This is a genomic window from Alkalicoccus daliensis, from assembly GCF_900103955.1.
Lineage (GTDB): Bacteria > Bacillota > Bacilli > Bacillales > Salisediminibacteriaceae > Alkalicoccus > Alkalicoccus daliensis.
In genome coordinates this window covers 150,326-172,502 of sequence record NZ_FNIL01000004.1, presented here as the reverse complement: position 1 = coordinate 172,502, position 22,177 = coordinate 150,326, and the positions used below count along the sequence as shown (strand labels likewise).

Here is a 22,177-nt window from a genome sequence, read left to right as displayed (position 1 = left end):
ATATACTTTTAAATACGTCTTCTTAAATGACTGAGAGGAAATACAATTATATTACTAATCGGTATAAAAGCGTTATGTCTGTAAGCTGTAGTGGTTTTCATTTTAGCCTGGGCTGATCCAGCATAGTCAAAGGGAAGATGATCGAATAGGAACAACCAGCCGAGTGAAAGCTTCTGGTGAAAACACAGCTGTATAAAGGACCTGTCACAGTAATTTTTGATTTCCTGATTGTAATCACTGATAAAATTCCCACACACATTCAAACTTACCAGTATTGTAAACGTTTTTATACATTTATCATATCCTGCGGCATTTATTTTGTAAACAAATAAAAATGTTGAAAACAAAAATTTAAAAGATTATAATGTGGATATATCAAAAATAATTCGCTGGAGGTTCATATGGTTAAAAATTTATGGAATGCAGAAGAAAGCAGCAAGTTAAACACAAAATTAGATGAGCTTGTTTACCGCTCCAACTTGATCGGTTCCGACAGAGCAGTCTGTAACTTTGGCGGCGGAAATACTTCTATTAAGACAACAGAAAAAGATTTCCGCGGCAGAGATGTAGAGGTAATGTGGGTAAAAGGAAGCGGCTCGGACCTGGCTACAATGGGAAGCCATAACTTTACCGGCCTGAAGCTCGATGATATTGCTCCTTTAAAAGAAAGAGAAGATATGAGCGATGAGGATATGGTTGCATACCTGTCGCACTGCATGATCAACAGCAGCCACCCGCGTTCTTCTATTGAAACGCTGCTTCACGCGTTCCTTCCTTATAAGCACGTAGATCACACGCACCCGGATGCGATTATCAGTATCGCCTGTGCGGATAACGGGAAAGAAATTGCAAAAGAAATTTTCGGTGACCGCTTCGTATGGGTTCCTTATATCCGTCCCGGCTTTAAGCTGTCGAAAATGATTGCTGACGGTGTGGCAGCAAATCCAAAAGCAGACCTCGTGCTGATGGAGAAGCACGGCCTTGTCGTCTGGGGAGAAACTGCCAAAGAAAGCTATGATAAAACTATCGACGTTATTAATGAAGCGGAAGCATACATCAATAAAGCAGGAGAAAGCAAAGAAGCGTTCGGCGGGGAGAAATACCAATCCCTGGAGGAGTCGGAAAGACGTGAAGTACTGTCTGACGTAATGCCATTTATCCGAGGACAGGTTTTTGAAGAAAAAGCGATGATACTTACTTACGATGATAATGAAGAAGTACTTACGTTTGTAAACAGCAATAATGCTGAAAAGCTTTCCCAGGTAGGGGCAGCCTGCCCGGATCATCTCGTGCACACAAAGCGTGTTCCTTTATTTGTAGACTGGAATCCACAGAGTGAATCTGCAGAAGATTTAAAAGAAAAATTAAAGAGCAGCATTGCTGCTTATAAAAAAGAATACCAGGAATATTTCGAACGCAACAAGAATGAAGGAGACGTTATGTTTGAACCATCTCCGCGCGTTATTTTAATCCCGGGACTCGGCATGGTGAATACCGGTAAAGACCTGAAGATGGCAAACGTGAGCGGTGCACTTTATAACCGTGCGGTACAGGTAATGAAAGGTGCTACGTATCTAGGAGAATTTGTTTCCCTGAATGAAAATGAGTCTTATGAGATTGAATACTGGCCGCTGGAGCTGTATAAGCTTTCTCTTGCACCGGCAGAAGCGGAATTCTCCCGAAAGGTCGCGCTTGTGACAGGCGGCGCGGGTGGAATAGGCAGTGAAACGTGCAAGAAGTTTGTAGAGGAAGGCGCACACGTACTCGTAACGGACCTGAACCTTGAAGGAGCGGAAAAAGTCGCTGCAGAAATTAATGAAACGTTCGGCCCGGGAAGAGCTACTGCTATTCAAATGGACGTAACGAGCGAAGGACAGATTCAGGAGGCATATAAAAAAGCTGCATTAGCTTACGGCGGAGTGGATACTATCGTTAACAACGCCGGACTTGCGACTTCCAATCCGATTGAAGAAACTTCCTTAAAAGAGTGGCAGCTGAATATGGATGTACTTGGTACAGGGTACTTCCTGGTGGCGAAAGAAGCGCTTATTCAAATGAAAAAGCAGAACACCGGCGGTTCCATGATTTTCATCGGCTCCAAGAACTCCATCTATGCCGGTAAGAACGCCGCGGCTTACAGCTCGGTGAAAGCTATGGAAACACATTTGGCAAGATGTTTCGCTGCTGAAGGCGGAGAGCACGGAATCCGCGTAAATTCCGTGCTTCCGGATGCAGTACTGCAGGGGTCCGCAATCTGGAGCTCTGCCTGGAAAGAAGAAAGAGCCGCAGCTTACGGAATTCATCCGGATGAACTGGAGGAGCACTACCGCAAGAGAACGATCCTCCGGGTGCACATTCTGCCGCGTGATATTGCAGAATCGATCGCTTTCCTTGCTTCAAGCAAATCTGAAAAAACAACAGGATGCATGATCACTGTAGATGGCGGCGTGCCGGCTGCTTTCACAAGATAACAGCCTGCAAAGTCATTCCGGGGAACCAACCTGAATGACTGCATGCTTTTTACCAGACGGGAGCGTTTTTTGAAAACGTTATCGCAGGACAGACGAGATAACTGAAAGATCAGCAGCATCTCTGCGGGATCTTTGTAGGAGGAATAACATGAGTTCATCCAGTTTGGCAGTGGACATTGGAGCTTCCAGTGGACGGTTGATTCTTGGATCTCTTGAAAACAACACGTTAAATACGAAAGAAATACATCGTTTTGAGAATAAAATGATACAAGAAAACGGCTATGAATGCTGGGACATTGAACATTTGCACCAGGAAATTTTAACAGGCATCCGTAAGGCCTTTGCGATGGGGGAGCGCCCTGCAAGCATCGGAATCGATACGTGGGCAGTGGATTACGTCCTGCTGGATAAAGAAAATCAGCCGCTGATGAAGCCGATCGCTTACCGAGACCAAAGAACAAAAGCAGTGATCGAGGAAGTGCACGCACTCCTGCCGCAGGAAGAACTATACCGGCGGACAGGCATCCAGTATCAGCCTTTCAATACCATTTATCAGCTCGCAGCCCATAAAAAACAGGAGCCGGAACTGTGGGAAAAAGCAGAAAAACTGCTGTTAATTCCTGATTACCTGCACTTTCTGCTTACCGGCAGGCAGGCCGCGGAATACACGAATGCTACGACGACTCAGCTTATTTCCGCAGAAACCGGAGAATGGGATAAGGGAACGCTCGATACGCTCGGCATCCCCCATACACTTTTTCCAGAGCTGAGAAAGCCTGGCGAAACTCTCGGTCCTGTAAAAGAGGAGCTTCAGGAGGAATTCGGCGTTGAGATGAATGTCGTTTTTCCCGGAACTCATGATACAGCTTCTGCCGTAGCAGCAGCGCCGATCAAAGACAAAGCAGTTTATATCAGCTCAGGCACATGGTCTTTAATGGGAGTGGAAGAAAAAGAACCGGTCATCTCAAAGGAAACGCGCGAAAAAAACTTTACGAACGAAGGCGGCGTGGAAAACCGTTTCCGCTTTTTAAAAAATATTATGGGACTCTGGATGATTCAGGAAGTAAAGCGGGAGTATAATGATAAGTACTCCTTCGCTGAATTTGTGGAGCTGGCAAAGGAATCCGCGCTTGATACGATCGTAAACGTCAACGAAGAGCGGTTTCTTCGTCCGGAAAGCATGAAGGAAGCAATAAAGGAAAGCTGCAGTGAACAAGGGGAAGAAGTTCCTGAAGAGCCGGGAGATTTTGCACGCTGTATTTTCCGGAGTCTGGCAGCTTCCTATGCATCTACGGTAAACGAAATTGAAGCGCTGACCGGAGAGCAGTACGAACGCATTCATGTAATCGGCGGAGGCAGCCAGAACCAGTGGCTGAACCAGCTGACGGCAGACTTTACCGGAAAGCAGGTAATTTCAGGTCCTGTCGAAGCAACTGCAATTGGAAATCTACTCGTGCAGTTCATTGCACAGAAACAGATAAGCTCCTTGGAAAAGGGCCGGGAAGTAACAGCCAACTCTTTTTCCTTGGTCACGTACTTACCAGAGGAAGGATGAAGAATATGTCCGTAGAAAAAAGATTCGAGCTCGCAAAGGAACAATATGAAGCATGGAATATAAATTTGGAAGATGTTTTCTCTAAGCTGCAGGAGGTGCCGATTTCGATCCACTGCTGGCAGGGAGATGACGTGACAGGCTTTGAAGCAGCACAGCACGATCTCTCCGGCGGCATTGAAGTTACAGGAGACTATCCCGGGAAAGCAACGAATGGGGAAGAGCTTCGTAAAGATCTGGACAAAGCACTTTCGCTGATTCCAGGGAAGCACCGGATTAATCTGCATGCAATTTATGCAGAAACAGACGGGGAAGAAATAGACCGTGATCAAATTGAACCGAAGCATTTCGAAAAATGGGTGAAGTGGGCAAAAGAAAATGAGCTTGGACTTGATTTCAATCCAACGCTTTTTTCCCACGATAAAGCAGCTGACGGCCTGACGCTTGCACACGCAGATGAAAACATCCGTAATTTCTGGATTGAACACTGCAAAGCTTCCCGCCGGGTGGCAGCGTACTTTGGAAAAGAATTAGGGACTCCGGCACTCACAAATATCTGGATTCCGGACGGTTTTAAGGATACGCCAAGTGACCGGCTGACGCCGCGGCTGCGGCTGAAGGATTCTCTGGATAAAATTTTCTCCGAGGAAATCGATACTGCACACAATCTGGATGCGGTAGAAAGCAAGCTTTTCGGTATTGGATCAGAAGCATTTGTTGTAGGGTCACATGAGTTTTACTTAAGCTATGCGCTGAAAAATGATAAACTTTGTTTACTGGATACCGGGCACTATCATCCAACAGAAATGGTGTCCAATAAAATTTCCGCAATGCTTCCTTTCAATGAACGACTCGCGCTGCATGTGTCCCGTCCCGTACGCTGGGACAGCGACCATGTAGTGACACTGGATGATGAACTGAAGGAAATTGCATTGGAAATTGTCCGCAACGATGCACTGGATAAAGTAAGCATCGGACTGGATTTCTTTGATGCAAGCATTAACAGAATAGCAGCCTGGACGATCGGTACACGCAATATGATCAAGGCGCTTCTTTACGCGCACCTTCTGCCGCATGAGCATTTAAAGCAGTTGCAGGAAGACGGGAATTACACAGAAAGACTTGCGCTTTTAGAAGAATTCAAAACATATCCATTCGGAGCAGTGTGGGATTATTACTGCGAAAAGATGGAAGTGCCAGTCGCAGAAAAATGGCTGGAAGATGTAAAACAATATGAAGAAGACGTACTTTCGAAAAGATAGACAGCTGCAGCAGAGGCCTCCATTATCCGGGAATTTCGGGAAAGCTTTCCCCTCCTGCGATGGAGGCTTATGCTGTATTTACAGCACACGTTTTGGGTTTAGAGGAATCCGTTTATAAAAAATTCTGTTAGTCAGTTCCTACAGGACCTTCCTGGAAGCAGAGGTTATAAAATATGGAGGATTTATATTTAAAAAAGTGATTTTTATTCTTCTTATCAAAGCGTTTATTTATGAACGATGTGAATGAACTCCATTACATTCGGATGCTTTCCGCAGGGCTTGCCTGCAACTAATTCTTCCATTGCGAAACAATGTCAGAATGGATGCTCAGGCTGCGCTGATCCCGCAGGAGTCAACGACTTTCATTCCGATCCTGCTTTTATTTTACGTATATTTAGAATGATTTCTAAAGTGATGTTCGTTAAATTTTCGAAAAATTGCACCAAAATCTTGCAGCTTTCAAAGCGAAAAATTTTTCTGCTTTTCTTTAAAAATTTATTTTCCCTAGTAATTACTCATAGTATATAAATTTCACCACACATAATTTAATATACGTTTGTTTTTCATGATGGTCACTTTTGCAGAATAAATATCTGCACCACATACAATAAAAATAGTCTCTACTGTGAAATGAAGGCGAGGACGCTCAGAGGATGAGCGCAGTCTGAGAATCCATTTCGAAGAAGCGCAGCGCAAGAGAAATTAGTCGAAGACAAGCCCTCGAGCAAGCCTTCGCCGAAAGTGGAACAGCAATATGAACTCTCCTATATTAAAAAAGATATGTTTTTATGGTAGTTTCTTAAAATACCTGGCGAAAGCAGAACGACAAACTATAAACGCCAATCACTGTACGATAATTTTTATAAAGTCTTTGCACAAAAGACAGGAGGAATACTTAAATGAAAGTTTCCCTATTTATCACCTGTATCGGTGATGTCGTATACTCATCACGCGTAGGCAGAAGCGTGGTCGAAGTACTGGAACGCGCAGGATGTGAAGTAGTTTTCCCGGAAAAACAGACCTGCTGCGGCCAGCCGGCTTTTAACAGCGGCTATCATAAAGAAGCAAAAAAAGCGGCCAAGCACTTTATCCGTACCTTTGAACATGCAGAAGCAGTAGTCGCACCATCAGGTTCCTGTGCCGGCATGGTGAAAGAATATCCCCACTTACTGGTGGATGAACCTTCATGGCACGACCGGGCGCGAAAGCTGGCAGATAAAACATATGAATTCACACAGTTTCTCGTCGACGTACTGAACATCACTGATATCGGCGCTTATTTTCCGAAAAGAGTAACGTATCATACTTCCTGCCATATGACGCGGATTATGAAAGTGACTGAGCCGCCGGTGAAGCTGCTGGAAAATGTGGAGGGAATCACCTTTGATACACTTCCCTATAAAGAGCAGTGCTGCGGATTCGGTGGTACATTCAGCGTAAAAATGCTCGCGATTTCTGAGCAGATGGTGGACGACAAAGTAAAGCACATTGTTGATACAAAAGCGGAAGTACTCGTCGGATCCGATCTCGGGTGCCTCATGAATATCGGCGGCAGGCTGGAACGGCTCGGTATCGACGTGGAAGTGATGCATATCGCAGAAGTACTAAATCAGCGTCAGGAAACGGGGGAGAGCGTTGGGAATTAAAATAAGCAATGACTCTTTTTTCGAGCGGGTGGACAAAGGAATTAAAAATGATTTTATGCGGCAGGCTGTATCTTCCGCACAGGATCGCCTGGAAGGAAGAAAGTCTGCGATCACAGAAGAAATGGGTGACTGGGAAGACTGGAGAGAGCTGTCAGAAGAGATTCGGCAGCACACTCTGGAAAATCTCGACTATTACTTGAATCAGTTTGCAGAAAACGTGGCAAAGCAGGGGGGACACGTCCACTTTGCTGAAACGCCGGAAGAAGCAAACGAATACATTACGAACGTAGCAAAGCAAAAGAACGCGAAAAAGATTCTCAAAGCAAAATCAATGGTGTCCGAAGAAATCGGCATGAATGAAGCACTTGAAAAAGCAGGGTGCGAAGTTATTGAGTCTGATTTGGGAGAGTGGATTCTGCAGCTGGATGACCATGATCCACCTTCGCACATCGTGGTGCCGGCACTTCACAAAAATAAAGAGCAGATCCGTGAAACGTTTCACGTGAAACGGGGCTATGAAGATACCGCGGAGCCGGAAAGACTGGCGAAATTTGCCCGTGAACAGCTGCGAACGGAGTTTATGCAGGCAGATATCGGAATTACCGGATGTAACTTTGCTGTCGCCGAATCAGGCGCTATCTCTCTCGTAACGAACGAGGGGAATGCCAGGCTGGCAACGACTATCCCGAAAACAACCATCGCCGTGATGGGAATGGAGCGGATCGTCCCTACCTGGGAAGAACTCGATGTACTTGTAACGATGCTCTGCCGGAGTGCGGTGGGCCAGAAGCTGACGAGTTATATTACCGGGCTTACACCGAGCCCCGGAGGAGAAGGGGACGGTCCGGAGGATTTTCACGTTGTAATTATCGATAATGGACGCTCCAAAATATTAGGAACCAAGTACCAGTCAGCTTTACAGTGCATCCGCTGTGCCGCCTGTATTAATGTGTGTCCAGTGTACCGGCATGTCGGCGGTCACTCCTACGGCTCTATTTATCCAGGACCGATCGGTGCTGTCCTTACGCCGCTGCTGGAAGGCTATGACGACCATAAGGAGCTGCCGTATGCTTCCTCGCTCTGTGCAGCATGTACAGATGCCTGTCCGGTGAAAATTCCACTGCACGAGCTGTTAATCGAACACCGAAAAGATATCGTGGAAAAAGAAAAGCTCGGAACGTTTACGGAAAAAGTGATGATGCAAGGATTCGGCTACGGCACAAGTCATCCCAGCTTCTTTAAAATGGGCGGGAAACAGGTGCCTTTTCTGATGAATATTGTAGCGGAAGGAAAAGACGGCGGAGGAATCGGTCCGGGGCCGATTAAGCTCTGGACAGAAATACGTAACCTGCCGAATTCCAAAGGAGACACCTTCCGGAAATGGTTTAAGAAAAGAAAGGGGGGAGCGCGCGATGGAAACAGGGACGATCAGCGGGAAAGATAAATTTTTAAAGCGGCTCTCCAACAGGATGGGCAGAGAAGAAGCGCCTGCTTCTGTCACTCTACCTGCCTGGTCAAAGCGTCCACAGGATAAAGTGCTGGAGGGTGCTTCGCAGGACGAACTGGTTGATGTGTTAATCGCACACAGCAGAGCAATTCATACAGATGTCGTCACTAGCACAAGCCAGGACCTTGAAAAGTTTCTGCAGGAAGCGGTCAGCGAACTCGGTGGCGGGCCGATTGTATGTACCAGGGATGAGCGTTTTTCTTCCTTTGGTCTCGGGAACTATCTGAAGCAGGAAGAAAAGAACGGTTCTCTGCACATCTGGGAGGAAGGAAGCCGGGAGGATAATTTTAAAATTGCTGAAAAAGCAAACATCGGCATCACCTTCTCAGACGTTACGCTGGCGGAATCCGGCACGGTCGTTTTATTCCGGCAGGAGGGCATTGGGCGTTCGGTCAGCCTGCTGCCGGAAAACTATATCGCGATTATTCCGAAAAGCACGCTCGTGCCGCGGATGACGCAGGCCGCAAAAATTATCAGGGATAACCAGAAGAATGGACAGATGCCTTCCTGTATTAATTTTATTTCCGGGCCAAGTAACTCTGCGGATATCGAGCTGCGCCTCGTTGTCGGGGTGCACGGTCCTGTGAAGGTAATTTATATCGTTGTTGAAGATGCGTAATAATTAAAGAAGCGGCGTTCCGAAGTTATCTTCGGAACGCCGCTTTTTTACTGCTTGAGATTCACAAAATTATTTTAATTATCTTTATTTAACAAAAAAATATTTTGTTTTAAATAATAATACAAGGATTTTCGAACAATTTCGGTTATAATTAATCTTAAACAAACAAAATTATTATAATTTGTTTTGCGGTAAGATCATGAAAAAAGGAGGTTATTAAATTGAGCGGTACAGAATTTTCTGGAAAAGTCATTCTTGTTACCGGAGGATCAGCAGGAATAGGCTATGCATCTGTGCAGAGGTTTATGGAGCAGGGGGCCAGGGTCTGCTTATTTGATATAGATGAGGAAAAAGTGGAGAAAAGCGTGGGAGAACTGCGCAGCAGAAACCTGGCAGAAAACCTGTTGGCGGTAACAGGAGATGTTTCCCAAGAAGAAGATGTACGAGGCTGCTTTCAAAAGATTTATGAGCAGTGGGGAGCGCTGGACGCGGTATTTGCGAACGCAGGCATTGGCGGCACGATGGCACCGATTGAAAAGATGAAGCTGGAGGATTGGCAGAATACAATGAATGTCGATCTTACGGGGTGCTTTTTAACTGTGAAACAGGCGATACCTTACTTGAAGAAAAAAGGAGGAAGTATCGTAATCACAAGTTCTGTCAGCGGGAACCGTGTTTTTTCCCAGCCGGGCTTTGGCTGCTACAGCACGGCAAAAGCCGGCCAGGCAGCTTTTATGAAAATGGCTGCGCTGGAGCTTGGCCAGTTCGGCATACGGGTAAACGCGGTTTGTCCGGGCGGAGTGGAAACAACAATGAGTGAATCAATTACTTCAGACCCAGATGTGAAAAAAATTAGTATGCAGGTGCAGTTTCCAAGAGGACACCAGCCGCTTATGGCTGGAAATGCAAAGCCGGAGCAGATTGCAGATGCGGTAGCGTTCCTGTTTTCTGAAAAAGCGGCGCATATCACAGGAACAGAACTGTATATTGACGGAGGGGAATCTTTACTACAGGGATAATTTTAGGTTTATTAAAAATTAAAATTGTAAAACAAAAATAAAAAGTTTATAATTATCACAATATTTCATTAAATTTAGGAGGCTGTTATGACAACTTCTCATGGAAAAACACATTGGTTCATCCCGGATGGATTCATTCCACCGGACAGCAGCGGTGAAATGGAAAGCCACGAATCCATCTGTGTGCTGAACTGCGGGGAAACTGCGAGCAGGCTGACAATTAATGCTTACTTTGAAGACAGAGAGCCGATAGAGCAGTTTACGTATAAAGTCGATGCAAAAAGAACGAAGCATATCAGAACAACATGGCTGAAAAATGAGCAGGAAGAAACAATTCCAAAAGGAGTCCCGTACGCGCTGGAAGTAATTTCGGATGTTCCGGTTATCATTCAGTACAGCCGTCTTGACTCCACCCAGAAAGAGCTGGCGCTGATGACAACGCTGGGATATTCCGCCGGCAGTTAACTGCTTGTCGTTTCTGCACTGCTTTTAATTACCTGCACCCCGCGGCGGGTAATTCCTTCGGCCAGCTGTTCGCTCAGAGCACTGTCGGTAATAATCGTATTAATATCCTCCAGGACTGCAAACTGAATCAAAGCATCTTTCTGAAACTTGCTGGAGTCTGCGAGCAGGAAAATTTCATTAGAGCACTGCATGGCTTCTTTTTTCCAGTCTGCATGTATGCCATTAAAAACCGTAAGGCCGTTTTCGATCGAAATGCCGGTGGTGCCGAAAAATATTTTATTTACCCGGATCGTTTTCAGCATTTTAGAAGACTCTGCGCCGAATAAAGCTCCGGAAGTGCCAATTCTTGTACCGCCGGCCATCATTAAGTGGACCTTTTCCTTCGGCAGCAGCTTATACGCTACCTTAATGTCATTCGTAATAACGGTTACCGGGACCTCTCCCAACAGTTCTGCGAAAGCTTCGGTGGTGCTTCCCCCATCAATTAAAATAGTATCGTTTTTCTGTATATGCTGAAGTGCTTCTACAGCGATCGCATGTTTTACATCTCCATGTTCCATCTGCCGTTTTTTAATCGGAAGCAGCTGTTCTCCTTCTTTCGGAAGGGTGGCGCCGCCGTGAATACGTTTCAGGTGGCCTTGATTTTCTAAAGTTTCCAGATCAATACGGATGGTTTTTTCAGTCACCTGCAGCATCTCGCTTAAATAAGTGACTTTTACGGTAGACCTTTTATCTAATTCGTTCAATATTTTTTCGTGCCGTTCGATTGATAGCATAAGGACCTCCACTGGTGAGTAATATAAATTCTATTATAGGAACAAGAGAATTTATTTGTAAACATGAAGAAACGAAAAAACAACATATTTTCGAACAAAAAGTAGATTTTTATTTGTGATTTCCAAAAATTATTGTTATAATCAAACCGTAATGAACAATAACGAACTTAATTTATCTTCACTTCTGCATTATATGCAGGACCAGCTGAAGATGAAAAAATGAAGGGAGATTATAAACATGGAATTCAGATACGCGACAAACCCGGAGGATATGAAACAGTATACAACTGATAAGCTGAGGGATGAATTTTTAATTGAATCCCTGTTTGTAGAAGGGGAACTAAAAATGGTTTACTCCCATTATGACCGCGTTGTAGTCGGCGGAGTAATTCCGACACAGCAGGAAATAAAGCTTGATGCAGGAGATGCTTTAAGAACAGAGTACTTTTTGGAACGAAGAGAAATTGGAATCGTAAACATCGGACCTGCAGGAAAAGTAGTCGTGGACGGAGAAGAATTTACTTTAAATAAAAGAGACTGCCTGTACATTGGCCTCGGCAAAGAAAATGTAACTTTTCACAGTGAAGATCCTTCCAACCCTGCAAAGCTTTACTTTGTTTCTGCAAACGCTCACAAAGAATACCCGACGAAGGTTCTGCCGATTAAAGATGCGGAGCCGACGAGGCTTGGATCGGATGCAGAATCCAATAACCGTACGATCTATAAATATATCCACGCGGACGGCCTGCAGAGCAGCCAGCTGATGATGGGAATGACGCTGCTTGAGCCGAACAATATGTGGAACACGATGCCTGCACATGTGCATGACAGAAGAGCGGAAGTTTATCTGTATTTTGATATGGAGGAAGAATCCCGCGTATTCCACTTTATGGGACGTCCGGACGAAACCCGCCACATGCTCGTGAAAAATGAGCAGGCGATTTTATCTCCGCCGTGGTCGATCCATTCAGGAGTAGGAACAAACAATTATACTTTCATCTGGGCAATGGCCGGTGAAAATTATACTTTTAAAGACATGGATTTTGTACCAATGGAGGATTTAAAATAATTTTCTCAGCTGAATCGCACCTGGCCAATCATATTCCAGGTGCGATTTGTGCTAGCTGAAATTTCCGCAGAAAAACCACCCAGGCTTACATATACTAATGAATTTTATACACTCTTATAAATAAAACGCTGAAATTGAAAGCGTATAACTAACTGTAAAGGAAGTAGTAAATATGCAAAGCTTACTGGAAAAACTCAAGGAAGATAAACTGGTAGCCATCATGAGAAAAGTACCTTACTCCGCAGGGAAAGCAACAGCAGAGGCATTAAAGGAGGGAGGCATTACTTTTCTGGAAGTAACGCTTGATTCAGAGAACGCACTGCAGCTGATTGAAGACTTGAATAATTCATTTGGAGAAGATGTGAAGGTTGGGGCAGGTACAGTAATGAATCTGCAGATGGCAGAAGATGCTGTCGCCGCTGGTGCAGCATATCTTGTTTCTCCGCATACTGACCTTCAGGTAATTGAGTACGGTCTCTCTAAAAACGTGGAAGTCTGGCCGGGTGCGCTTACTCCGACAGAAATTGTCACTGCTTATCAAGCGGGAGCTTCCGCAGTAAAAGTATTCCCGGCAGGAGCAATGGGAGACGATTATATTAAAAACATCCGCGGACCGCTTGCCCATATTCCTTTAATGGGAACAGGCGGCATTACAGAGCAGAACCTGAAGCCTCTATTTGATCAGGGGCTGACTGCAGCAGGACTGGGAAGCAACCTGGTAAACAATCAGCTCGTAAAAGAAAACAATTTTTCTCAGATTACTCAGCTTGCCGAAAAATATACAGCGATAGCAAGGGGATGAAAAAATGAGCAGACCGCAGAAAGCAGATGTAGTAACAATCGGAGAAAGCATGGTTTTGTTTCAGCCTTCTCCGGAAGGAACCATTCCGTACGCACCGCAGTTTACCAGTTCGATCGGCGGAGCAGAATCGAATCTCGCTTTTGCGCTGAGCCGGCTCGGGAAAAAAGTAAGGTGGATCAGTGCTCTTGGAACCGATCCGTTCGGCGATTTGATTATGACACGGCTGATGGGAGAAGGAGTAGACGTTTCGCAGGTAATCCGGGACGAGGCAGCTCCAACGGCAGTGTTTTTCAAGGAATCGAAAGGATACGGGGATCCGAATGTTTATTACTATCGCAGAGGTTCTGCGGCGAGCAGGCTGTCTCCGGAGCATATCCGGAATGAATGGTTTGACGGAGCCCGGCATCTCCATGTCACCGGCATTACACCGGCGCTCGGGGAATCAACGGCAGAGATGGTGAAGCAGGCGATGAAGCAGGCAAAGGAACAAGGCTTGACCGTATCCCTCGATCCAAATATCCGCAGAAAACTCTGGGAAGAGGAAGAAGCACGGGAGGTAATTTTGTCGCTTATTCCTTTATGTGACTTGTTCCTGCCGGGAGAAGAGGAAGCGGCGTTTCTTCTAGGAGAAAAAAATTCCTGGAGCGACTACGCAAAAGAATTTCAGGACATGGGTCCTTCCATTGTTGTCATGAAAAGAGGAGAAGACGGAGCAAGCGTAAAATACGGCGAGAACACGCGTGAAGAAGCAGGTTTTCCTGTCAAATATGTAGTAGACACCGTAGGAGCGGGAGACGCTTTCGCAGCTGGGATTTTATCTGTACTGCTGGAGGAAGAACAACCATTTCAGCTCTCTTCTTTAGAAAAATCAGTGCCTAAAGCGATGAGAAGAGCTGTCGTTATGGGAGCACTCGCGACACAGTTTAAAGGAGACTGGGAAGGTTCACCTACACTTGCGGAGCTGGAAAGCTTTTCAGGAGAAAGTCAGCACATCACTAGATAATAATGAAAGGGTGATTATATGTCTGTAGGATTATTAGCGCACCTGTTCGGACAGCAGTCTTATCAGTCGCTGGCATCCCGTCTCGGGGAAAAAGGATTTAAGCATATTCAGCTTGCGATGTGGAAAGCTTTTGATAACTATGATTTCTCCAAGCCGGGGCTGCTGAGTCCGGGACTGGCAGATGATATTAAAGAAGAGCTGGCGAAGCACGATGTGAAAATCTCTGTGCTTGCCTCCTATCTTCATTTATATCAGAGAGATGAAAAAGAAAGGGAGCTCACCCTGCAGCGATATAAGGAATGCATCCGCTATGCAAAGTTTCTCGGCGCGCCGATGGTAGCGACAGAAACTGGGCCGCCGGAAGGAGAAGTTACCAAAGAAGACTGGAACACGCTCGTGCAGTCTGTAAAAGAAATCACAGCGGAGGCGGAAAAGTGGGGCGTATTTTTCGCACTGGAAGCAGCGGGCGGACATATGGTCGATACTGCAAGAAAACTAAAAGATCTGATAGATGAAGTGCCGTCTTCCAATATTGGCGTCGTCATTGATCCAGGGAATCTCATGACTGCAGAAAATTTCAGCCGGCAGGAAGAAGTCATGGAAGAAGCATTTGAACTGCTTGGTGACAGAGTGATTGCAGCCCATGCAAAAGACCGCCGGATGAACGATAAAGGAGAACTGGAAGTGCTGCCGGCAGGGCAGGGCACCATGAATTATGAAAGATATATGGAGCTGCTGCAGGCGCAGAAGCCGCAGGTGCCAATTATTCTGGAGGAATGCAAGCCGGAGGAAATGCTCGATTCCAAAAGGTACGTAGAATCTTTTCTGAAGTAACAGGTTTTTATGCAGAGGAAACAGCAGCCAGCGCCTGAAAACAGATAGATAACTAAATAATGCTCCAATAAGGAGAGGTACAAGTTGAAGAAAGTGAACAGGATTGCCGTATGTGGAGTAAGTAATCGTGCAATGGGAATGTTTATTGAACCCTGCGTAGACAAATATTATACGGAAAATAAGATCGTCGCTCTGCTAGACCATGACAGGAAAAGAACCACTATCTGCAAAGAACGTTACAGCCAGCTGCATGACGTGCCGGAATATAGTGAGACCGAGTTTGAGCAGATGATCGAGGAAACAGAAGCAGATACGATCATTGTTGCCGGCAGAGATGATACGCATATTTATTACATTCTTAAAAGTCTGGAACACAATTTAAATGTCATTTCAGAAAAGCCGATGGTGACTACTGCGGCGGATGCAGCAAAAATTCTTGAAGCAGAAAAGAACAGTACCGGAAAAGTAACAGTAGCTTTCAACTATCGCTATAACGCGTTTCACCGGAAAATAAAGGAACTTATTCTCGATAATAAAATCGGAAGAATTACCTCTATTGATTTGAACTGGTATATCGATACGTATCATGGAGCAAGTTACTTTAAACGATGGAACAGAATGCGGGAATTTTCCGGCGGTCTCTCCATCCATAAATCAACACACCATTTTGATTTAATCAACTGGTGGACGGATCAGCTTCCGGAACAAGTATTTGCTTTCGGCGCTTTGAACTACTACGGTCCCGAAAGTGAGCATAACCCGAGTAAAAGAAACGGCAGAAACTGTCTTACCTGCGAAGAACAGCTGGAATGCGATTATTTTATGCGCTGGTTTAACCGTTCCGACGGGAGCGCAGCGGCTGTCGATGATCACCTCCAGAAAAACTCCTTTGAAGGTGCGGCGGAGGATTATACAAATTACCGTACAGATCAGTGCATTTTTGATGAAGAAATATCGATTGAGGATACGTATGCAGCCACGGTCAAATATGATAAGGGAGCACTGCTGAATTATTCCATTAATTTTTCTCTTCCGTATGAGGGCTACAGGCTTGCCATCAACGGTACCAAAGGCAGGATCGAAACAACCGAATATCACGAGCCGAGCAGGGTTCCTTTTCCAGTGCCTGAGCAGACCATCGACTATTTCCCGTTGTTCGGAAGCAAGGAAGTGATTCATGTGGTACAGACAGAAGGCGGACACGGCGGAGGCGATCCTTTGATTCAGGAAGACCTTTTTCTTGCCGGAAAAAGAAAAAGGGGTTATCCGATTCTTGCCGGAGCTGAAGCCGGGGCCTGGTCAATTGCCACGGGAGAAGCAGTATGGAGGTCTGTGAAACAGGGCCAGCCGATTCACGTAGCGGAGCTGCTTCATAACAAAAGCCTGACAAATTCGTAACTTATATTTTGCAGGCGCACCTTTCCTAAGTGGATACAACTACTAAATTACAGAAAGTGTGTTTTCAAATGCCTAAACCAATAAAAGATGTGCTGCCGTACATTGCCTACGGCGGAGATTATAACCCCGAACAGTGGGAAGAAGAAACCTGGTACCGCGATGCAGAATTAATGCAGAAAGCAGGAGTAAACCTTGTTTCTGTAGCAATTTTCAGCTGGGCTGTACTTGAGGTGGAGGAAGATGTATTTCAGTTTGAATGGCTGGATAAGATATTGGACATACTGCACGAGCATGGCGTCGGCGTGTGTCTGGCTACTGCCACTGCATCTCCCCCGGCATGGATGACAAAAAAATATGATGATATTCCTGCGGTGGATGAAAAGGGTATTCCTTATTCCTTTGGCTCCAGACAGCACTATTCTCCAAGCAGCCCCTCTTATAGAAAAGGAATCAAGAAAATAGTAAAGGCGCTTGCCGAAAGATATAAAGAGCATCCAGCCCTGAAAATGTGGCACATTAACAATGAATATGGATGCCATCTGTCGGAATGCTACAGTTCCTATTCATTGGAAGCTTTTCATCACTGGCTGCAGGAAAAGTATAAAACAATCGAAGCTTTAAATAAATCATGGGGGACGAACTTCTGGAGCCAGCGCTACAATGACTGGGCGGAAATAGATTTTCCTGTGAATCAGGCAACCTTTTACAACCCGGGACAGAAGCTTGATTATAAGCGATTTATGAATGACCAGATTTTCGATTTATATCTAATCGAAAAAAATATTCTCCGTGATATTACGCCGGAAGTGCCGGTGTTCACGAATTTTATGTATCAATTTAAGCCACTTGACTATTTTCAGTGGGCAAAAGAGCTGGACGTAGTCACGTGGGACTCGTATCCGGATCCAAGAGAAGGGATTCCTTACCGCCATGCTTTTCACCATGATTTAATGAGAAGTCTCAGACAGGGACAGCCATTTCTGATTATGGAGCAGGTGACAAGCCACGTGAACTGGAGAGATATTAATCTTACGAAGCCGCCGGGCACGATGCGGCTGTGGAGCTACGGCGGTGTGGCAAGAGGAGCGGACGGCGTCATGTTTTTCCAGTGGAGACAGGGAAGAGCAGGCGCAGAAAAGTTTCACGGTGCTATGATTCCTCATTCTGATAATGAAAAAAGCAGAACTTTTCAGGAGACTGCCAAACTCGGCAATGAATTAAAGCTTCTGGACAGTGTGCGGGATGCCAGAGTAAAAGCGAAAGCAGCAATTCTCATGGACTGGGAAAACTGGTGGGCAGTAGAACTCGAAGGAAAGCCTCACAATGGACTCAGCTATATGGAAACGCTGGAAGCATACTACAAGCCATTCTTCGATTTAAATATTGCGGTGGATATTGTTCATCCTGCCGCAGACTTAAGTGAATACTCTTTCGTAGTGGCTCCAATGCTATATGCTTTAACTTCGGCAGAGGCGGAAAAGCTGGAAAATTATACAGCAGAAGGCGGTACGATACTGTTCAGCTTTTTCAGCGGGATTGCTGATAAACATGAGCATATTCATCTGGGTGGATATCCAGGTCCGCTGCGTAAACTGTCAGGTATTTATATTGACGAATTTGTTCCGCAGAGCGAGGAAGGCAGGTTAACATTTGTGAAAAAAGGCAGGCAGTTTTCCAGCAGTATCTGGGCAGATGTAATTTATCCGGAAGGGGCGGAAACTGTGGCAGCCTATGAAACAGGCTGGCTTGCTGGTATTCCTGCAGTTACCAAAAACAGATTCGGCAAAGGCACTGCCTACTATATCGGGACCGCTCCGGAGGAAAGATTCCTGAAGGAATTTATTAAAGAAATCTCTGAAGAGAATCATGTTATTCCTGCGCTCAAAGTAGAAGACGGTGTAGAGGTATCTGAACGGGAAGGCGAAGAGGAAAAGTACTTATTTGTGATTAATCACAATGAGTATGAGGTGAATGTGAAACTCGCCGAGGGAACTACTTACTACAATATGCTTTCAAAACAAAATATTTCTGGAAAAGAAGCGCTCCCTGCAAAAGAAGTATTAATATTGTCTTACTCCAAATGAAAATAAATAAGTGTCTTGAAAGGATGATTAGGTATGGCAAAGCTGGAATTTGATGAACAGCAGATTAAAGAAGTAATAGATAACGTGGTAGAAAGAACATTTAACATGGACTTTCCCTGGGACTGGCCGGGCGGCGTAGCTTTTTACGGTATTACGGAAGCATATGATGCCACGGGAAAAAGTGAATATATGGACCGTCTGAAAGCCTGGATTGATGAAGAGCTGGAAGATGGACTGCCGCCGCTTACAGTGAACGCTTCGTCCATTGGCCATATTTTACTTTCCCTCTATGATTATACAGGCGAAGAAAAATACTTGGAAATCGCTACAGAAATGGCGGAATATTTAATAAATGATGCGGAAAAATTTGATGATGATGTGCTGCAGCATACAGTAAACGGTGATAAGTATACATTTCCGGAGCAGGCCTGGGTCGATACGATGTTTATGGCAGGCTACTTCCTGTTACGGATCGGCAAGCTGCTCGACAGAGAGGATTTCTTCGAATTCGGATTAAAACAGTACCACGGCCATGAAAAGTTTTTGCAGGATGACGATACCGATCTGTACTACCATGGCTGGGATAATATCGCGGGCAACAATATGTCCAGCATCTTCTGGGCCAGAGGCAACAGCTGGGCGGCGATTACGATGGCAAGAGCGCTTGAACTCGTGGAAGTGCAGCATCCATCATATATGATTATTGACGGTTCACTCCGGGATCAGCAGAGTGCATTGGTCCGCCTGCAGAAGGACTCCGGACTCTGGTCTACAGTAGTGACAGATCCCGCTACGTATGATGAGTTATCGGGTTCCTGCGGAATTGCTGCTTCCCTGCTCGTCAGAGGAAAGCTGTATAACAAATATATTCAAAAGTCGATAGACGGGATTTTACGTAATATTAAAGAGGACGGCTCTGTCATGAACGTTTCGGCCGGTACGGCAGTAATGAATAATAAAGAGGGCTATGAACATGTACCAGCGAAAAGAGTGCAGGGCTGGGGCCAGGGGCTCGCACTCGTATTCCTTGCCTCTTTATTAAAGCAGAGGAATATTTAAAAAATATGGCCACAGGGAACATTTCTATCCGATTTTTGTTTCAGGAAAAATACAAACATAAATAAACAAACAGGAGTGATTTGATTGAATTCACTATTTGCGTTGGAAGGAAAAACGGCAGTAGTAACAGGAGCGACACGCGGGTTAGGACAAGGAATGGCGCTGGGTCTCGCGGAAGCCGGAGCCGACATTATCGGTATCGGTTATTCAGATCAAGCGGAAACGAAAGCGGCGGTAGAAAAGCTTGGCAGGAAATTTTTTGAGATAAATGCTGACTTAGCGCAGCAGGATAAGCTGGCGGATGTCGTACAGGAAGCCATCAGTAAAACGGGAAAAGTAGATATTCTCGTAAATAACGCCGGTATTATCAGACGGGAGCAGGCGGAAAATTTCAGCGACAGTGACTGGCACGATGTAGTGGATGTAAATATGAATTCCGTCTTTAAATTAACCCGGGATTTTGGAAAGCATATGCTGGAAAACGGCTCGGGCAGAATTATTAACATAGCTTCCATGCTCTCGTTTCAGGGCGGATTAAAGGTGCCTGCCTACTCTGCCACCAAGCATGCGGTAGCCGGCCTGACAAAATCCTTTGCAAATGAATGGGGAAGCCGCGGGGTAAATGTTAATGCGATAGCGCCAGGATATTTCGCTACTGACAACACAGCTGCGATCCGTGAAGATAAAGATAGAAATGACTATATCACTTCCAGAATCCCTAAAAAAATCTGGGGCAAGCCGGAAGATCTGAAAGGTCCGGTAGTATTCCTTGCTTCAGAGAGCTCAAACTATGTAAATGGGCACGTACTATGTGTAGACGGCGGCTGGATGAGCTCCTGATACCACAGAAAAAATCGCCTTCTTCCTTTTGGGAGAGGCGATTTTTTTAGGTTCTTCATAAATAGGTGAAAACAAAAAAATAACTATTCACCCTGCCGGCTTTTTTCCTTTGCAGGGTCAGCTGCCGTTCTGCGGTTAATCAGCTCTGTTGGGGTATAGCCCGTATACTTTTTAAAGGTGGAAGTGAAATAAGCTGGATTCGTAAAACCTACCTGTTCAGAAATTTCATATATCAGGTAGCTGCCTTCCTGAATCATCTTTTTCGCTTTTTCCATTCTTACACGCGTGAGATAATTCTTGAAAGACTCCCCTACGATCTTTTTGAAAATCTGGCCCAGGTAGTTGCGGGAAATCAAAAGTTCATCTGCAATATCCTGCAGAGTAATGTTTTCGCTGATATTTTTCTGGATATAAGCAAGCATCTGCTCGACAAGCTGCCGATGTTTTAAATTTTCATCCCACTGCTGATTCTCGCAGATGTGATGAACAACTCTATGCAGATAGGAACGGAATTCCATCCAATTGCCGGCCTTTGCCAGCTCCCGGTGAAAATCGAACTTTTCGGAGAACATTTCATCAATTTTGATGCCGATATCATATAAAGAGTAGGTGATTATGGTCCAGACTTCAATCCCAAGCCGCAGATTCTCCCGTGGATCAAAAGGAGTCTCTTTATGCTGTTCATAAATGCTGTCGATCACAGCTTCTGCGTTCTTAATGTCTGCATATCTGATTGCTTCCGACATTTTCTGCTTCGCTTCCATGGAATTAGACCATAGATCGCGCTGACTTTCCTCCACCAGCGCGATTTCGGGATTTTGCTCAGGGGCTGTTTTATTTACCGGATGAAGCAGGCTGCCGGTGGAGATCTCTGCAAAAGCTTCTTTCATGGAGGCAGACATCTCTCTCCAGTCTGATTTTATTTTTCCTGCGCTGGTCACTGCATGTATCCCAAAGTAGGTCTCGAAGTTCTTGACTAACGTTTGCTGCAATTCAGCTAGTTCCTGTTCGTAGTTTTGATGTGAGCCAGGATAGAAGTGAATGCAAAGGGCTGTCTGATGACTGTGCAGCTCAATATAATGCATGTCTTCAAAATAAGGCAGAACAGAGTCCTTAATCACATTCTCCGCAGAAAAGCGGAACAAATACCAATCCGAACGAAAAAAAGAAGATTCTTCCAGAGAATGATCGTAAGTTAACGTGATGACAACATGGTGCTGCTGGTCCCACTTTTCTGTTATTCTGTTGGCGGCAGGAGGCAGACTTGCAGCATGGGTGTTCGTGCCTGTAACAATAGATTTTATCCACTCTTTTTCCACTAAAGGTTCATACATCTTTACTTTTTCCCGGAGATCAAAAACTTCGATGCGTTCACTTACTTCTTTTTCAAGCTTTGCTATACTTTCTTCCAATACCTCGTTGATTGTGTCAGGGGAAGAGGGTTTTGACAAATAGTCATCAATGTTCAGTTTCATCGCTCTTCTCGCATATTCGAAATCATTGTAGCCGCTCAGGATAATAACTCTGCTGTGAATATCTTCCTGCCTTAAATTTTCTATCATTTCCAGACCATTCATCACAGGCATATAAATATCAGTAATAATTAAATCGGGCTTCACCTGTTTAATCAGTTCCAGGCCTTCCTGTCCATTTCTGGCTTCGCCTGCCCATTCGCAGGAGAGCTGCTTCCACGGAATTATCTTTTTCATGCCCCGCAGTACTTTATCATCATCGTCTATTATGACTACTTTCCACATAATAATCCTCCTAG

18 protein-coding genes are annotated in these 22,177 nt (G+C 45.1%); 16 read left to right on the top strand and 2 right to left on the bottom strand.

Annotated features, from left to right (window positions below):
* The first annotated feature begins 389 nt into the window (after window positions 1–389).
* The 8 genes from BLP92_RS08820 to BLP92_RS08785 all read left to right on the top strand — a co-directional run bounded on the left by BLP92_RS08820 (window position 390) and on the right by BLP92_RS08785 (window position 10,541).
* Window positions 390–2,471 carry a bifunctional aldolase/short-chain dehydrogenase gene (locus BLP92_RS08820; RefSeq protein WP_280138088.1) on the top strand — a complete coding sequence of 694 codons (2,082 nt, stop codon included), beginning with the start codon at window positions 390–392 and terminating at the stop codon, window positions 2,469–2,471.
* A 148-nt stretch (window positions 2,472–2,619) separates the two neighbouring features.
* The gene (rhaB, locus tag BLP92_RS08815; RefSeq protein ID WP_090842580.1) at window positions 2,620–4,026 is read left to right on the top strand and encodes a rhamnulokinase; all 1,407 of its coding nucleotides are present in this window, start codon (window positions 2,620–2,622) and stop codon (window positions 4,024–4,026) included.
* Window positions 4,027–4,031: 5 nt separating this feature from the next.
* Complete coding sequence (gene rhaA / locus BLP92_RS08810) at window positions 4,032–5,285, top strand: L-rhamnose isomerase (RefSeq protein ID WP_090842579.1); 1,254 nt, start codon at window positions 4,032–4,034, stop codon at window positions 5,283–5,285.
* 899 nt (window positions 5,286–6,184) lie between these two features.
* Window positions 6,185–6,931, top strand: coding sequence for a (Fe-S)-binding protein (locus BLP92_RS08805; protein WP_090842578.1), 747 nt, complete (start codon window positions 6,185–6,187; stop codon window positions 6,929–6,931).
* Window positions 6,921–8,375, top strand: coding sequence for a LutB/LldF family L-lactate oxidation iron-sulfur protein (locus tag BLP92_RS08800; protein WP_175444233.1), 1,455 nt, complete (start codon window positions 6,921–6,923; stop codon window positions 8,373–8,375). Before BLP92_RS08805 ends, BLP92_RS08800 begins: the two co-directional genes overlap by 11 nt.
* On the top strand, window positions 8,344–9,057 hold the full coding sequence (locus tag BLP92_RS08795) for a LutC/YkgG family protein (RefSeq protein ID WP_090842577.1): 714 nt from the start codon (window positions 8,344–8,346) through the stop codon (window positions 9,055–9,057). Before BLP92_RS08800 ends, BLP92_RS08795 begins: the two co-directional genes overlap by 32 nt.
* A gap of 221 nt (window positions 9,058–9,278) precedes the next feature.
* Window positions 9,279–10,076, top strand: coding sequence for an SDR family oxidoreductase (locus tag BLP92_RS08790; RefSeq protein ID WP_090842576.1), 798 nt, complete (start codon window positions 9,279–9,281; stop codon window positions 10,074–10,076).
* Between the two features lie 87 nt (window positions 10,077–10,163).
* Complete coding sequence (locus BLP92_RS08785) at window positions 10,164–10,541, top strand: sensory rhodopsin transducer (RefSeq protein ID WP_090842575.1); 378 nt, start codon at window positions 10,164–10,166, stop codon at window positions 10,539–10,541.
* Here the strand turns inward: BLP92_RS08785 and BLP92_RS08780 are convergent.
* Window positions 10,538–11,317 carry a DeoR/GlpR family DNA-binding transcription regulator gene (locus tag BLP92_RS08780; protein ID WP_090842574.1) on the bottom strand — a complete coding sequence of 260 codons (780 nt, stop codon included), beginning with the start codon at window positions 11,315–11,317 and terminating at the stop codon, window positions 10,538–10,540. The two genes, BLP92_RS08785 and BLP92_RS08780, sit on opposite strands and share 4 nt — an antisense overlap.
* 238 nt (window positions 11,318–11,555) lie before the next feature.
* Between BLP92_RS08780 and kduI the strand changes: the two genes are divergently transcribed.
* From kduI to kduD, 8 genes are all read left to right on the top strand, one after another.
* Window positions 11,556–12,386: a 5-dehydro-4-deoxy-D-glucuronate isomerase gene (kduI, locus tag BLP92_RS08775; RefSeq protein WP_175444232.1), complete on the top strand. Its 831-nt coding sequence runs from the start codon at window positions 11,556–11,558 to the stop codon at window positions 12,384–12,386.
* 172 nt (window positions 12,387–12,558) lie between these two features.
* Window positions 12,559–13,188, top strand: a complete 630-nt coding sequence (locus tag BLP92_RS08770; RefSeq protein WP_090842572.1) for a bifunctional 4-hydroxy-2-oxoglutarate aldolase/2-dehydro-3-deoxy-phosphogluconate aldolase — start codon at window positions 12,559–12,561, stop codon at window positions 13,186–13,188.
* 4 nt (window positions 13,189–13,192) lie between these two features.
* Complete coding sequence (locus BLP92_RS08765; protein WP_090842571.1) at window positions 13,193–14,191, top strand: sugar kinase; 999 nt, start codon at window positions 13,193–13,195, stop codon at window positions 14,189–14,191.
* 18 nt (window positions 14,192–14,209) lie between these two features.
* Window positions 14,210–15,025: a sugar phosphate isomerase/epimerase family protein gene (locus tag BLP92_RS08760; RefSeq protein WP_090842570.1), complete on the top strand. Its 816-nt coding sequence runs from the start codon at window positions 14,210–14,212 to the stop codon at window positions 15,023–15,025.
* A 93-nt stretch (window positions 15,026–15,118) separates the two neighbouring features.
* Entirely contained in the window at window positions 15,119–16,423 is a 1,305-nt protein-coding gene (locus tag BLP92_RS08755; RefSeq protein ID WP_090842726.1) for a Gfo/Idh/MocA family protein, read from the top strand.
* A 68-nt stretch (window positions 16,424–16,491) separates the two neighbouring features.
* A complete protein-coding gene (locus BLP92_RS08750) occupies window positions 16,492–18,507 on the top strand; it encodes a beta-galactosidase (RefSeq protein ID WP_090842569.1) in 2,016 nt (671 codons plus the stop codon).
* Window positions 18,508–18,540: 33 nt separating this feature from the next.
* Window positions 18,541–19,566, top strand: a complete 1,026-nt coding sequence (locus tag BLP92_RS08745; RefSeq protein ID WP_090842568.1) for a glycoside hydrolase family 88/105 protein — start codon at window positions 18,541–18,543, stop codon at window positions 19,564–19,566.
* 84 nt (window positions 19,567–19,650) lie between these two features.
* Complete coding sequence (kduD, locus tag BLP92_RS08740; protein WP_090842567.1) at window positions 19,651–20,406, top strand: 2-dehydro-3-deoxy-D-gluconate 5-dehydrogenase KduD; 756 nt, start codon at window positions 19,651–19,653, stop codon at window positions 20,404–20,406.
* An 83-nt stretch (window positions 20,407–20,489) separates the two neighbouring features.
* Here kduD and BLP92_RS08735 read toward each other — a convergent pair whose 3' ends face one another.
* Window positions 20,490–22,163, bottom strand: a complete 1,674-nt coding sequence (locus tag BLP92_RS08735) for a response regulator transcription factor (RefSeq protein WP_175444231.1) — start codon at window positions 22,161–22,163, stop codon at window positions 20,490–20,492.
* Between the last annotated feature and the right edge of the window lie 14 nt (window positions 22,164–22,177).